Source organism: Algoriphagus vanfongensis DSM 17529 (genome assembly GCF_000429465.1).
Lineage (GTDB): Bacteria > Bacteroidota > Bacteroidia > Cytophagales > Cyclobacteriaceae > Algoriphagus > Algoriphagus vanfongensis.
Window position 1 is genome coordinate 112,664 of record NZ_AUBX01000011.1, and the last position, 14,442, is coordinate 127,105.

The 14,442-nt window shown below is 44.3% G+C and carries 15 protein-coding genes; 4 read left to right on the forward strand and 11 right to left on the reverse strand.

From position 1 onward, the window contains the following. Nucleotides 1-29 precede the first annotated feature (29 nt). Together G460_RS0109340 and G460_RS0109345 are read right to left on the reverse strand one after the other, a co-directional pair. Nucleotides 30-1,484 carry an aldehyde dehydrogenase (NADP(+)) gene (locus G460_RS0109340; protein ID WP_026955108.1) on the reverse strand — a complete coding sequence of 485 codons (1,455 nt, stop codon included), beginning with the start codon at nucleotides 1,482-1,484 and terminating at the stop codon, nucleotides 30-32. A gap of 74 nt (nucleotides 1,485-1,558) precedes the next feature. Then, the gene (locus G460_RS0109345) at nucleotides 1,559-2,449 is read right to left on the reverse strand and encodes a dihydrodipicolinate synthase family protein (protein WP_026955109.1); all 891 of its coding nucleotides are present in this window, start codon (nucleotides 2,447-2,449) and stop codon (nucleotides 1,559-1,561) included. Between the two features lie 136 nt (nucleotides 2,450-2,585). Here G460_RS0109345 and G460_RS0109350 point away from each other — a divergent pair, with 136 nt between their 5' ends. The 4 genes from G460_RS0109350 (at nucleotide 2,586) to G460_RS0109365 (ending at nucleotide 6,343) form a co-directional block, all read left to right on the forward strand. Further along, nucleotides 2,586-3,467, forward strand: a complete 882-nt coding sequence (locus tag G460_RS0109350) for an AraC family transcriptional regulator (RefSeq protein ID WP_026955110.1) — start codon at nucleotides 2,586-2,588, stop codon at nucleotides 3,465-3,467. A 196-nt stretch (nucleotides 3,468-3,663) separates the two neighbouring features. Next, complete coding sequence (locus tag G460_RS0109355; RefSeq protein ID WP_026955111.1) at nucleotides 3,664-4,203, forward strand: hypothetical protein; 540 nt, start codon at nucleotides 3,664-3,666, stop codon at nucleotides 4,201-4,203. Nucleotides 4,204-4,220: 17 nt separating this feature from the next. Further along, nucleotides 4,221-4,439, forward strand: a complete 219-nt coding sequence (locus G460_RS0109360; RefSeq protein WP_026955112.1) for a hypothetical protein — start codon at nucleotides 4,221-4,223, stop codon at nucleotides 4,437-4,439. 221 nt (nucleotides 4,440-4,660) lie between these two features. After that, entirely contained in the window at nucleotides 4,661-6,343 is a 1,683-nt protein-coding gene (locus G460_RS0109365; protein WP_026955113.1) for a DUF885 family protein, read from the forward strand. Between the two features lie 52 nt (nucleotides 6,344-6,395). Here the strand turns inward: G460_RS0109365 and G460_RS0109370 are convergent, their stop codons facing one another. The 9 genes from G460_RS0109370 to rplS form a co-directional block, all read right to left on the reverse strand. Further along, a complete protein-coding gene (locus G460_RS0109370; protein WP_026955114.1) occupies nucleotides 6,396-7,163 on the reverse strand; it encodes a TonB-dependent receptor plug domain-containing protein in 768 nt (255 codons plus the stop codon). Nucleotides 7,164-7,175: 12 nt separating this feature from the next. Continuing rightward, entirely contained in the window at nucleotides 7,176-7,487 is a 312-nt protein-coding gene (locus G460_RS0109375; protein WP_026955115.1) for a hypothetical protein, read from the reverse strand. Then, nucleotides 7,477-7,971, reverse strand: a complete 495-nt coding sequence (locus G460_RS0109380; protein ID WP_026955116.1) for an RNA polymerase sigma factor — start codon at nucleotides 7,969-7,971, stop codon at nucleotides 7,477-7,479. Before G460_RS0109380 ends, G460_RS0109375 begins: the two co-directional genes overlap by 11 nt. Nucleotides 7,972-8,089: 118 nt before the next feature. Next, nucleotides 8,090-8,743 (reverse strand): porin family protein, encoded by a 654-nt coding sequence (locus tag G460_RS0109385; protein WP_026955117.1) that lies wholly within the window; start codon nucleotides 8,741-8,743, stop codon nucleotides 8,090-8,092. 27 nt (nucleotides 8,744-8,770) lie between these two features. Next, complete coding sequence (locus tag G460_RS0109390) at nucleotides 8,771-11,554, reverse strand: TonB-dependent receptor (protein WP_051315994.1); 2,784 nt, start codon at nucleotides 11,552-11,554, stop codon at nucleotides 8,771-8,773. 100 nt (nucleotides 11,555-11,654) lie between these two features. Continuing rightward, on the reverse strand, nucleotides 11,655-11,852 hold the full coding sequence (locus tag G460_RS0109395) for a hypothetical protein (RefSeq protein ID WP_035464276.1): 198 nt from the start codon (nucleotides 11,850-11,852) through the stop codon (nucleotides 11,655-11,657). An 11-nt stretch (nucleotides 11,853-11,863) separates the two neighbouring features. After that, nucleotides 11,864-13,402, reverse strand: coding sequence for a glutamate--tRNA ligase (gene gltX, locus G460_RS0109400; RefSeq protein ID WP_026955120.1), 1,539 nt, complete (start codon nucleotides 13,400-13,402; stop codon nucleotides 11,864-11,866). 118 nt (nucleotides 13,403-13,520) lie between these two features. Then, nucleotides 13,521-13,811, reverse strand: a complete 291-nt coding sequence (locus tag G460_RS0109405) for a hypothetical protein (protein ID WP_026955121.1) — start codon at nucleotides 13,809-13,811, stop codon at nucleotides 13,521-13,523. Between the two features lie 214 nt (nucleotides 13,812-14,025). Beyond that, nucleotides 14,026-14,391, reverse strand: coding sequence for a 50S ribosomal protein L19 (gene rplS, locus G460_RS0109410; protein ID WP_026955122.1), 366 nt, complete (start codon nucleotides 14,389-14,391; stop codon nucleotides 14,026-14,028). Nucleotides 14,392-14,442: the final 51 nt, after the last annotated feature.

Genomic DNA, 14,442 nt, shown 5'->3' on the forward strand with positions numbered 1-14,442 from the left:
TGACGGTCTCTCACATCCTAAATTTTAAATCACTTGATTTTCTCTACTGTAAACTTCCCATTGACCTGACGAACAATTTTCAGCGGGTTCTCATTTTTCAATGCATCCGGAAGCAGTTCCTGTGGCATATCCTGAAATGCGATCGGCCTTGCAAAGCGTTTGATAGCACCAGAGCCTACGGAGGTGGTTCTCGAATCAGTAGTCGAAGGGTATGGGCCTCCGTGCTGCATGGCGTAGCCTACTTCCACCCCTGTAGGTACTCCATGAAATAGCAGTCTTCCACATTTTTCCTCGAGAAGATTGATCAGGGCAGCATGGAGCTTCAGTTCTGCGATATCTCCCCAGAGGGTGATAGTCAGCTGTCCATGGAGTTTTTTGGCAACCTCCATCAGTTCATTTGGTGAGTCATAGACTACCATCAAGGCAAAAGCACCAAAGACTTCTTGTTGGAAAGCATCATCGCTGAGCCAGTCAGCAGCTGAGATAGATGCAATGGCAGGGCTACCATGGATTTCATGTTGCGGACCGGCTACCTTGATCCACTTGAGTTCATTTCTGGTTTGGTAATAAGAGATGGACTCATAGTAGGCCTTGGCAATGCCAGGGTGGAGCATAGGTGAGCCAGCGAGATCTTTGATTGCATCTGCTACAGCTGCTTCAAAAGGAATTTCAAATGCCTTGGGTACAAAGATCAGCCCGGGGTTGGTGCAGAACTGCCCCGCTCCCAAAGTCAATGAACTGACATAGGACTGTGCAAGTGGAACCAATTCGTTTTCCAGCTTTTCCGGAAAAGTAAAGACAGGATTGACTGAGCCCATCTCGGCATAGACAGGAATAGGCTCATCTCTATTAGCTGCCAAATCGTACAGCGCTTTGCCTCCGGCAAAAGAACCCGTAAATGCCACTGCCTTAGCCGCAGGATGCTTGACCAGCGCTTGTCCTACTTCTATACCTCCTTCTACGTGAATGAAGACGCCATCTGGAAGCTTGGATTCCACCACGGCTTGGTTGATGCATTCCGCCACCAGTTTTGAGGTTTTGGGATGGGCAGGGTGTCCTTTGTAAATGACCGGACAGCCAGCAGCAAGAGCCGAAATCGTGTCTCCGCCTGCGGTAGAAAATGCCAATGGGAAATTACTCGCTCCAAAGACGACCACGGGCCCTACTGGAATCAGCATTCGTCTGATGTCAGCTTTAGGAAGTGGCTCCCGATGAGAATCTCCAGGATCAATGGTTGCTTCTAGCCAGCTGCCATCTCTGACCATAGAGGCAAATAGTTTGACTTGACCTGTAGTACGTCCCAGTTCTCCGTTGATTCGGCCTTCGGGTAGATTGGACTCCTCTACCGCCAAAGGGACGATAGTCGGACGGTTGGCTTCTAGTATTTCGGCTATTTTTTCCAGAAAATCCGCTTTTGTCGAAGCAGGGATATTCTTGTATTGGATAAAAGCAGCTGAGGATGCTGCGAAAATGTCGTCTATCATAAGTCTTTTGATTTTTAATAGAAAGAATTCAAGGTAAGAAAATGATGCAAGACAGATGCCATGTAAAGAGGCTTTTACAAAGCTGGTCTTTTGGCAATGCCGTCTGCGATGATTTTCTCAATTCGTTCCCTCTCTTCTCCTATCAGCGGAAGTCTCGGAGCTCTCACGTGCTCAGACCCGATGCCGCAGTGTTGCTCGGCCAGCTTGATGTATTGTACGAGCTTAGGATGGATGTCCAGCTCCAATAGGGGAAGGAACCATCGGTAGATTTCTCTCGCTTCTTCGATTTTCCCTTCATTGACAAGGTTAAAGATGGTTACGGTTTCTTTGGGGAAGGCGCAAACCAATCCTGCAACCCATCCTACAGCGCCCATGAGGAGCTCTTCCATTGCCAAGGTATCCACACCGCACAATAATTGGAATCTGTCTCCGAATCTGTTGATCATTCGAGTTACATTGGATATATCTCGGGTGGATTCTTTGATCGCCTGAATGTTGTCGCACTCAGCCAACTCCGCAAACATATCGATGGTCACTAGCGTCTTGTAGTCCACGGGATTATTGTAGATCATGATCGGAAGATCAGTGCTGTTGGCGACGGTTTTGAAATAAGCCACTACTTCCCGGGCATCCGCAGCATAGCGCATAGGAGGAAGGATCATCAGTCCAGAAGCACCTAATTCTTTGGCCTTTTCTGCCCAGAATAGAGCGTCTTGTGTGGCTCCTTCCGCGATATTTAAAATGACTGGGACTTTTCCGGCTACATAGTCTACAGTCTCTTTCGTCAAAGTAATTTTCTCTTCTTGAGAAAGTACAGAGCTTTCGCCCAAAGTGCCTCCCAAAATAATTCCGTGAACACCAGACTCTAATTGAAAATCTATATTTTTGAAAAATAGGTCCATGTCCAAAGTCCCATCTGCATGGAACTTGGTCGTGACAGCAGGGAATACGCCTTTCCAGTTCATAGTGATTTTTTTTATTTCAAATGTAGCTGTCCACCATCTCACTGTCTTTCACAGAATTAATATTTACTGATTCTATATTGATATTTATTTTATTCAATAGGCTGTGTTTGTTTTAAAATACTATTACTTTTGATTTATGTCAAAGATTATAGCATTTCAAATCCCCAAGTCCCAAAAAGAATTTATTAGGTTTCAGCAGGACCGGGGGAGTTTTTTTTACGACAAGCTGCATCAGCATCCACAGTTACAGTTGACAGTGATTTTGGCAGGGAGAGGACAGTTTTTGAGTGGGGATTATATGGGGAGGTTTGAGCCAGGAGATGTATTCTTCTTGGGCGAAAATGTGCCTCATGTATTTAGAAGCGATGAGGAGTATTTTGAAGAAAACTCAGGTTTGGAAATAGCCGGGGATACCTTGTTTTTTGATTTTCAGGCTATGGGAAATTCTTTTTGGGAAGTAGAAGATCTGGCCGCTTTGCGAAAATTTCATGCAATGAAAGGAGCTTGCTACCAGCTTCAAGGAGCTACTCTGACTAAAATCAAGCAGCTCTTTGAAGAGGTTCAGGGTGCTTCAGGGCTGTTTCGATTTCAAAAAGGGATGGAAATGCTAGCAGAGTTGGAGGCTGGGATGGGTGAGCTAGTAGCGCTCAATCAAACCGAAGGGCTCATTGGGCTCAAGGAAAAGGATGGAAGCCGGATGGATCAGATCCTGCGATTTATACTTGAAAACAAATCCAGAGCCTTTAGTTTGGATGAGGTAGCAGGTGTCGCTCATATGAGCAAGGAGGCGTTTTGCAGATTTTTCAAATTGAGGACTCGGAAGACATTTACGCAATATGTGAATCAGCTTCGCATCTCAGATGCTCAAAAGCTACTCCAAGAGACGGAGTGGAATATTTCTGAGATTGCTTTTAAGGTGGGGTACGAGAACCTCTCCCATTTCAATAGGAATTTTAAAAGTATTGTTGGGAAAACTCCGATGGAATTCAGAAAAGGCTTTGTGCTTGAAGCTGATTAGCGGAGAATTGTGACTTTTTTTCTACACAAATGGGACAGTATTTCTCAAGATATCAGTAGCGTGTATCTTTTCTTTTTTAAGCTAATTAGTATTGTAAGTATCTGATATTTAATTTTTTGTGAAGGTTTGTTAACGTTGCTGCGACGTTGAGGCATCAATATTGGCCTTAGACGCATCAGTAACATTCTAACAAACTATGAAAAAACTACTCACAACTTTTGCTCTTCTCCTTGTAGGGGTGAGTGCATTTTCACAACAAAATGTAAGAGAATTGGACGAGATCAACGAAGACAATTCTTGGCTGAAATTGGGCGTCAACATGGGCGTGCCAGTAGGCGACATTTCCAATTATTCATCTTTTGCATTTGGTCTGGACGCAGCTGGGCAGTTTATGAGAACTGACAATTTCGGATTGGGAGTAGCATCAGGATACACGCAGTACTTCAAAAAATCTGATGTAGCCGGTGCGGAGGATTTTGGTGTGATTCCATTGGGAGCCATGTTTAGATATTATCCTCAACCAGCGGGGGTATTTGTAGGAACTGACCTTGGGTATTCTTTTTACACAGGCTCGGGAATGAGTGAAAGTGGCGCGGCTTATATCAGACCACAGGTCGGCTATCACAATTATGACTGGAACATTTTCGGATTTTACAATCACGCCTTCACATCTGATCCGGGGATGGATGTACAAGCTGTCGGAGTCGCCGTGACTTATAATATCCGCTTTAAATAATCAAAATCAACCATACGATGAAAGCGATAGAAATTTTAGATCAAAAAATATCCAAGATCACGGTATTAGTTCTGTTGGGACTCCTGATCACTTCACAGATTTTCGCCCAAGATGGCGGATTGGATATCGATATAGATTTGGGCAAACCTGAATGGTACGAACAGCCATGGGTATGGGTAGTCGGCGGAGCCGTGTTTATTCTCATACTGGTAGCCCTTTTGAGAAAGAAAAAATAGTAGCTGGGTTTAGGTTATTTGGGACAGAGGCCATTTCATGTTGAAATGGCTTCTTTTTTTATTTGTACCCATGTGATGTTTGGATTTTTACAAATGGGTAGATGGAAGTGATATTTTTTTTATAACTAGATCATTTCTATCAATTGTGCCCAAAAAATGGGCTGATTGGGAGAGAAAACAGGAGTTTATCCCTGCAAATTGTTCTTTAACTAACCAACCTTATGAAGAAATTATACCTGACACTTTTGCTGTGTTTTACGCTCGGATTTTCTTGGGCGAATGAGCTGGTCACTATGATCCAGACTTATCAGGCTGATCGAGGAGCCTTGTTTAGGTTATACACCAATCGCCTCTCAGATGAATACTTCCAGCGAATGCAAGCATTTAATCAAGAGTATCTAGATGCATTGCAAAGCTATAATTATGATTCCTTTTCTGAAGATGGAAAGATCGATTATGTGTTGTTCAGAAACTATCTAGAGACACAGCTCGCTGAATTGAATCTTGAAAAGCGGGATTTTGACGAGGTGAAAAATGTAGTTGCATTTGGCGGACCTCTTCATGATTTTGTAGTCGCTAGAAGAAGAGCCAAAGAGCCAGACTCCAAAGCTCTTGCCGCTACTTGGAACGAGGTGGCCAAAAAAATTGACCAGCAGCTAGCCGCTCTCCCATCCACAAGCAAGTATACTTCTTGGCAAAAAGCCGATCTGGCAGCCATGTCAGTCGAAAGCATGGCAGGAGTAGTAAAGGAAGCTTATGAATTTTACTATGACTATGATCCTGAATTCACCTGGTGGATGCCAGAGCCATGGAAAAAGCTCGAGGCAAGCATGAAGACTTATGCCAAAGCATTGCGTGAGCACTACACCAATTCGGTCAAAGATGATGGAAGTGGGATTATCGGCAAGCCGATCGGTCGCGAAGCCTTGCTGAATCAACTGGCTTTTGAGATGATTGCTTATAGTCCGGAGGAGTTGATTGCAGAGGCAGAAAAGCAGTTTGCCTGGTGCGAGAAGGAAATGCTCAAAGCGTCGAATGAACTGGGCTTTGGGGATGACTGGAAAGCTGCTTTGGAAATGGTCAAAGAGACATACCTGCCTGCAGGAGCCTGGCCGGAAGAAGTCGCCAGACTTGGGGAAGAGGCAATAGGAATCATGGAAGAAAATGATTGGATCACTGTGCCGCCTTTGGCCAAGGAAACTTGGAGAACTACCATGATTTCTGCCGAAAGACAACGAGTAAGTCCTTTCTTTTTGGGAGGCGAAGTCATTCAGATTTCTTACCCTACCTCAGAGATGAGCCATGAGGAAAAGATGATGTCTATGCGTGGTAATAATCCTCATTTTTCCAGAGCTACTGTGCAGCACGAATTGATTCCAGGCCACCATTTGCAGCAGTTTATGAATCAGCGCTACAATACGCACAGAAGAATGTTCAGAACTCCTTTTTGGACTGAGGGCTGGGCTTTGTATTGGGAATTTGTGCTGTGGGACAGGGATTTTCCAAGAGATGCCAAAGACAAAGTAGGGATGCTTTTCTGGAGAATGCACCGATGTGCTCGTATCATTTTCTCTTTGAGCTATCACTTGGGTACGATGAGTCCTCAGGAATGTATTGACCTATTGGTGGATAAAGTTGGGCACGAATATGCCAATGCAGAGGCGGAAGTTCGCCGTTCTTTTGAAGGTCGATATGGTCCATTGTACCAAATTGCCTATATGATCGGAGCTTTGGAGTTTTACTCCCTCAGACAAGAAATGGTAGAAAGCGGTAAAATGGAAGAGAAGGCCTTTCACGATCTGATTATGCAGCAAAACACCATGCCTGTAGAAATACTCAGAGCCAAAGTGACAGGAAAACCTCTGGATAAAAACCATAAGGCTAGCTGGAAGTTCTTGGATTGAGCAAAACAAAAAAGGAGACCATTGTGGTCTCCTTTTTTAATTTTAGCTGGATTTACTTTTTCTTGAGAGTGATCAGAATTACCCCGTTTTTTCCATCTTCCCCAAAGAGGTCTGTGGCAGACTTGTCTTTGAGTACAGAGATGCTTTCAATGTCCTTTGGATTGATCTCGCTCAATTGTTTCTGATCGATTTTTTTGTGCTTCCCATTTTCCAAAACCTCGTAATATGATGGCTGTTTGTCGGAGTTTGCGCCTTGTACATACACTTTAGTTTGTCCATCTCCAGAGCTATAGAAGGAGGAAGAAGGATAGCCGACTACTGCGGTGCTCCCTGATCGGATAGAACCGACACCTGTTACAGTATTTGGCTTGGCCACATAGCCGTAGACACTTGTCGCTTTGACTGGCTTGTCCAGTTGGTCGATCTGATCTGCGGTGAGCTCGTTTTTAATGGCGACAAGTGAGTTTAGCTGCTTTTTTTTGAGTTTATTTTCGATTTCTAGCACGACATCCATTTGTTTGGAAACTGCCGTCTGATCTATTTTGGTCTGCTCCAGCATTAGTTTCAGTTTGCTGTTGGCCTCATCCAGATCCCACTTCAGTGTAGAGAATTCACCGGCATTGTCTGCATGGATTTTTTTGATTTTGGCGGCCTGCGCATCTGTCAACTTGAGCTCTTTTCGTGCCTCCATGATGCGGTCAGCCGAGTAGAGATTTTCTTTGAATATATCTTGCCCCTGGGCGACCTTTGGGCTGACTACGATTTGTCCCAAAGCTAGGTTTGAAAGCAGAAAAAGGGTGATTAGAAATAGGTTTTTCATTGTTAAGTTGGTTTAGAAATCAGTCAAAAGGGAAGAGGTAGTCGGCTCCCAAGTATCGATGTAAGCTTTTTCCTCAATGGTTATTTGTTGCTCATTTTGCTCGTTTGTTTCCAAGGAGATGATGATCACCTCCGAGGGAGCCTGAGGTGCTTGGGAAAGCTTGATAAACCAAAAGCAGCCCAGCAGCAAACTAGCAGCGATGCCAGTCGGGATCCACCAATGGATGGATTTAACTTGTGTCTCAGGAAATTGTGGTACTGGTAGCTCCTGATCCTGTTTTTTCATGTCTGAGAAAAAGCGTTGGAGCATTTCGTCATTTTCCATTTTGCTCGATCAGTTGAGATTTGAGAATCAATTCTTTGAGTTTCTTTTTACCGCGCTCGTAGTGAGTTCGGGCCGTTCCTACGCTGATTTGTAGGATTTCTGCACTTTCGGAGATTGTCATTTGGTGATAAAACACAGCTAGAATGACCTCCTTTTGCATTTCTGGAAGCTTTCGGATGATGCCTTCATAGTCTGTGCAGTCCAAATGTTCCTCCAACTCCACAGGTTCATAGGATTCGTCCAGAGAGGTTGTTTTGCCAGACTTCCGCAGCTCATCGATACAGGTGTACCGGATGATGGAGAACAGCCATGTTTTGGCCTTTTGCGGATTTTTTAGCTTGGCATTTCCTTCCAGAATTTTCAAATAAGACTGCTGTAGCATATCCTTGGCTAGCTCATCATCGAACTGGCAGCACTGCCTCGCCCAGAGATAGGCGTCACGATGAAACTGTTTGAGAATATGTTCGAGCTCTGTCCGATTCATTTACATCCTTTAGTCGGATTAATGGAAGAATATATGACAAAGAGATTAGAAAAGTTTACAAAGTTTAAAACTGGAAAGAGGTAATCCTTTGATAATTATCACTTTCAAACTTTTGAGCCTATTTATCTTTGATCTTGAATAAGTAAGCTAAGGAAAACTCCAGTACGGTTGAGTTCATGTCAAAAATACGGTCTTGGCTCTCTGGATTTGAAAAATCATAAGAGAATCGTACCTCTCCTGCCAGCGTGCTTTTTCCAAAAATCTTGGAAATACCGGCTCCAGCTGTCAGCCCATACATGAATTTTTTTGGGTCATCACTAGCTCCACCGTAGGTCGGGATTTCTACTGGGCTCGCATCACTGAACTCCCGCCGCACATCAGTAGCCTTTAGCAAATATCCAAAATGGGGGCCTACCTTGATCTGAAATCGTCCGGATCTACCGGCATAAAATGAAGCCAGCAATGGCATTTTGAGATAGTTAAACTCCGTACTATTGGATACCGTGGGCTCCACTTCCTCTTGTATCTGTTCAAAACCCATCGTGACCCACTGGAAGTTTGCTTCTATCCCGGCATTTTTGGAGTTGAAGTGCTCGATGACCAGAGCAAAAGTGGGATTACCCAAGCTTTCAACTTTTTCGCCCCTAGAATTGGCCGCTGGCCGATAGGTATAGGTGCTAGTGGTATAGCCACCCCGGATACCGATGCTGGTTTGGGAGAAAGCCGTAAATCCGCAGATCAGAAAGAGAAAAGCCAAGAGGGTAATACGCATATCCAAAATAAGGGAATCTGGACGAGATTATTTTTGATTTATTGTGAAAGTACCTGAAACGGGCTTTCCGTCAACGGAAAGTCCCCTGATCTCTACCGTCATCGGGCCTGCTGAGTCGTTGGTGAAAAAGGAAATACTAGCTTCGCCAGACTCATCGGTCACTAGAGTAGGGTTCCAGTATAACGTTTGTCTCAAGTCTTTACCTTCTAGATCATCTTCCTGATCATAGTCGAGTTGGTAGAAATTTTGAACTGGCTGGTATCCTTCCAGAGTGAATACACTCATGCTTTGGGTGTTGGAAAGTGGATTGTCTGGAGAAGAACCTTCTTTGAGATAGACGGCGATCACCCCGTTTGCACCTTGATCACCCAGCATGGAGACAGTTCTGGTCACGATCTCTACCCGATCTATATCGTTGGGATTGACAGTTCGTAGGTTGTCAGCAGCCGTAGTGGAGCCTGTACTAGGGCGGATGGAGCCATTGATCATGACTACAGGCTCGAGTGAACCAGAGAAAGAACCGGAGCCTCTAAAGCGTATCTGCTGCTGACCGGATGCTCCAGCGACTGTGACGCGCATTCCCGGTACATTTCCCGCTAGACTATTGACCAAGTCTACCGTATTGCCGGTTCCCATGAGTTTTTCGCCGGTGACGACATAGTCAGGGCTCCCGTAGATCGATTGTTTAGATTGGGAGTCTGGAGAGGTCTCTTCGGCTTCCATTTCGTTGGGATTGTCGTCAGGCACTAGTGCCAAAGGCCGGATTGATGTTTCCACCTTGTATGTTTTCGGAAAAGAAGGATTAGGAGGAAGGACCACTGGGGCTTTGAGTGACTCGGTGAGCTCTACAGAAGCGACTGGTTTTCCTTTTTTATCCATGGCTTGAATCGCCAGCTTCATAGGTCCATAGAACTCCATGTCTTCGAGGATGAATTCTCCTGACTTATCAGATTGTAGGTCAATCATTCCCTCAAAGTCATTGACGAAAATGGTGATTTCGGCTTCTTCACCTTTTCCTTTTTCATCCACCGTTTTTCCTTTTTGGGTGATACCTTTTTCGATGGTATAGGCGAAGCGATTTAGGTCGACCTTGTCTGAAATCTTATCCAAGGTTAACTGTTTATCGATGGATACTGGATAGGATATCAGAGGTACTTGTGTCTGATCCAGGACCGACACAGATAGAATAGTCTGTAACGCTTTTTGATCCTGATTTTTGGCTGATATCGTTAGGGTGACTTTTTCGCGTGCTTCGTAGCTGACTTGGTCGGCGTAGACGGAAGTGAGTGAAGAGGATTCTGAAGATGCTGTTGGTTGAATTCGGGTATATAAGTCCAGCACTTGAAGAGGCTGCACGTAGAGGTGCTCAGGACCATAGTTTCGATTCCAATTGGTGTAAGCTCTTAAAAAGTAATTTTCTTGTGAAAGACTGTCGGGAAGGTGGAAATTTCCCGCAACTGCCCCGTCAAAAATCTTGAATTTCTTTTCAATAATGTAATCACGGTTGGCGTTGATCAGTTCTACATAGAGTACGGTACTCAGCTCCTGGTTAAGAAGCGGGTTTCCATAGTTGAGAAAGGCCTTGAAAAACACCTCGTCTCCGGCATAGTAAAACGGTTTGTCTGTGTGTAAAAAGACTTTCTCTTGCAAATTCTGAGCAGTTCGTTCTAGATTTTGTAGCTGGATCGCTTTCTCGGCATCATAATCCAATGGCAGGAGTGTAGAAATTCTTTTCCTATCCATATCACCAGAAAATACCAGATCCTGAGGGTTGAGAACGGAGCCGTTTGCCTTGACTCGTACTTTTCCACTATTTACCTCTAGCCACGATACCGGGTAGGGGGCGTCTTTGTAGGTGTTTACTTGGGTGTAACCTTTTTGGTAGTGGATTTCGATTCTGCCTTTGAGATTGATCAGGTATTCTCCTGACTTATCTGCTGGTGTGACAAGATCCTGAGGTTTGTATTCTACTACCGATCTCCCAAGCTCATTGGCAAAAATGTCCGAGCGCATATTCATAGAAGGCGATCCGCCAGCCTTGTCCCCATAGAGATAGAACCCTTCTTTTAAATGGTCACCGGAAATCATCGCCCGAAACATGTTTTGAGGGGATTTACGATAGGTGTCAGCTCTATTTTGCTCCCAAGTGCTGCGTTGCGAGTCTGATTCAGGATTTAATTCTTCGAAGCGGGCGGCACCTGCGATTCGATAGTTGGTAGGGGTGTCAAAAAACTCTTTGAGGTCAAAGGTGATTTTATAGCCTAAATAGTTGTTGACGAGTTCGATTGGAAGTTGAGCTTCTGCCTTGAAACTCCCTTTTTCTTCGGCTTCCGGAAAGTCAATTACCCACGGATTGAGGATTTCAGATTGGGCGGCGATGGCATCATTGCCAAGGAAGAGGTTTTCAAATTTTCTTAAATCTCTTTCCCAGGACTTGTCCCTTTTGGCTTTGATCTCTACATCAGAAAGCTCCGTTTCAAGCGGTTTCATGCTCAAGTTGACCGTCAGTGTGCCGCCAGGATTCAAAGTCACAGATTTGGTCTGGGCCTCATAGCCCATAAACGAGAATCCCAATTCAACAGGGCCTGCTTCCAATCCTTCAAGACTGTAATTGCCATCCATGTCTGTGACAGTCGAGATCGTGGTGTTATTGACGAATACATTGCAGTAAGGGAGCGTTTCCCCTGTTCCGGCATCTTTGATAGTGCCTTTGACAGCGGCAGTTTGGCTCCATGCTGAAAAGTGAATCGAAAAGAGAATTAAAAGTAAGCTGATCCCTCTTGTAGAATGGGATGTCGAGAAAAAGAACATAGGCTGAGAAGTGAAGCTATCCGAATATATCCTTGAAAAATAAGAGATTAATTCTAGTATGAAAAAATAAAAGCTCCTCAATAGGAGCTTTTTATACTGTTTATGACTTTTTCACATCATCCAAATCGTCTCGATCTTTGAGCTTCTTATCTTCGACATTTTGATTTAGAAATTCGTTGATCTTGTCGATAGGGAAGGAGGAACTGATTTCACCAAAGGAATTGATTTCCATTTTAAAGCCTTTCAACTCTTCGTGTACTTTTGGATCCTCGTCCTTCTTTTTCTTCTTTTTGCTCATGGCTTTGGTCTTTATCCCGCTAAAGGTAACGTATCCAAGGCGAATCGGATGCGTTTGGCTACTTCGGCCGTACCCAAGATAGCAAATATCTCCATCAAATCCGGTCCGCCACCGACTCCGGTGACAGCCAGACGGACAGCTTGCATCACTTTGCCCAACTTGATTTCTTCCGCTTCCGCTGATTCGCCCAATAGCGTTTTGGCTGTTTCTGCATCAAATGTCCCGCTATGCATATCCAGTACCCCGGCGTAGTGAGTTAATACTTTGACTGCGTCCTCATTCCATTTTTTAGAAGCCACTTGCTCGTCAAATGTCTCTGGAGCTATGACAATGTAGTGATAGTCTTTCCAAAATTCCGAAGGGAAGGTCACTCTCTCTTTGGTCAAGCGCACCACATTTTCGGCTAATTCTTGAGAGATTTCAGTGCCAGATGATTTGGCATCAGCTACCACGAAGTCCGCCAATTCTGAATCTGGCTTGGATCTCAAATATTGCTCATTGTACCATTTGGCTTTCGCAATGTCAAATTTAGTACCTGACTTGCCGATTCGTTCTACTGAGAAAGCCTCAACCAATTCTTCTTTGGAGAAAATCTCCTGATCATTGCCGGGATTCCATCCCAAGAATGCCAAGAAGTTTAAGAAAGCATCAGGAAGGTAACCCTGCTCTCTGAAACCTGCAGCTGTTTCACCAGTGGCTTTGTTTTCCCAGTTGAGAGGGAATACAGGAAAGCCTAATTTATCTCCATCACGCTTGGATAGTTTGCCATTTCCATCAGGCTTTAGAAGCAAAGGTAAATGGGCAAATTGAGGCATGGTGTCTTCCCAGCCGAAGAATTTGTAGAGCAAAACGTGCAAAGGTGCGGATGGCAACCATTCCTCGCCACGGATCACATGGGTGATTCCCATCAAATGATCATCGACGATATTCGCCAAGTGATAGGTAGGCATGCCGTCTGATTTCATCAGAACTTTATCATCCAAAGTAGAAGTATGAACCATCACCCAGCCACGAATCATATCGTTTAGACGAACTTCCTCTTTGCGGGGGATTTTCACCCGGATGACATAAGGCTCTCCAGAAGCCAATCTCTCTTTTACTTCCTCTTCAGAAAGTGTCAGGGAGTTTTTCATCTGAGTCCTGGTGATGCTATTGTATTGAGGCTGAACTACGCGAGCGGCGGTCAGCCTTTCTCTCATGGCTTCCAGTTCCTCAGAAGTGTCAAAAGCATAGTATGCATGACCTTTTTCTACTAGGTCCAATGCGTACTGCATGTAGTCTGGCTTACGCTCAGATTGACGATATGGTCCTACAGTACCTGGATTCCAAGGGCTTTCGTCTGGATTGATTCCCAGCCACTCCAAGGACTCTTTGATATATTCCTCTGCTCCGGGTACGAAGCGAGTTTGATCAGTGTCCTCGATTCTAAGAAGGAATTTCCCTCCCAGTTTTTTGGCAAAAAGGTAATTGTAAAGGGCGGTTCTCACGCCTCCGATATGCAGTGGCCCTGTCGGGGATGGGGCAAACCGTACTCGAACTTCTGTACTCATGCTTAGCTAGTATTTCTTAAAGAGGTCAAAGCCTCATCAATTCATAAATCTTAGCTGCAAAGATAGAGAAATGTAAGGGAAGGGAAATTTCAATGAAAGAATATTCTGTAGAGGAAGCCTATTCTTTTTTGATGTGGTTTTTGAGAAAGGCAAGAACAAAAAAGCCTACGATAGCAGCCAATCCGGGGACTGAGAAAAACACCATGTGCCAAAAACGAGATCCTTCTTCTGGGCTGAAGTGGAAGAAGTGGTGGTTCATCGAGAGGCTCCAGTCAGTCAAAAGATCCAAATAGGCCAAATACGCCATGTAAATCGAAATAGAGAGAATAATGGCAGCCCCTACTTGCAATATGGTAATAAAAACAGTGGCCAAATTTTTGGCAGGATCGAGCATGCTGGGAGTATTCATGGGCAAAAAGTTTAGATTAAAGCTACAAGTTTCTATTTGTAATTCAGATTTTTTCGGTCTTAAAACTGGTTAATTGACTGATAGTAAGTGTCTATTGGCTAAAAGTGAAACGAACGCGAGAGGAGAAATATTTTTTGATAGAAAAAATGTAGGCCAGATATAAAAAAAAGGAACCCATTGCTGAGTTCCTTTTTTAGGGGAAGAGTATGCACTCTTAGTGCTTCACTCTGATTTTTTCCTTGATACGAGCAGCTTTACCTTGACGTCCTCTCAAGTAGAACAATCTAGCTCTTCTTACTCTACCTTGTCTCAATACGTCGATTTGCTCGATAGATGGAGAAAGGATAGGGAAGATACGCTCTACACCGATACCATTGGAGATTTTTCTTACTGTGAAAGTCTCACCATTGGAGTTCGGGTTTTTACGCTGGATCACAGTTCCTTGGAACTGCTGGATTCTTTCCTTATTACCTTCTTTGATACGTACGTGTACGTTGATGGTATCACCAGCTTTGAATGAAGGGAATTTAGCTCTTGCTTCGCTGTATTCCGCTTCTACAATTTTCAATAGTTCGCTCATAGCTTTTATATTTTATGCTTTCGCTGTTTGGCCAACGCGTGGCTTTTTCAA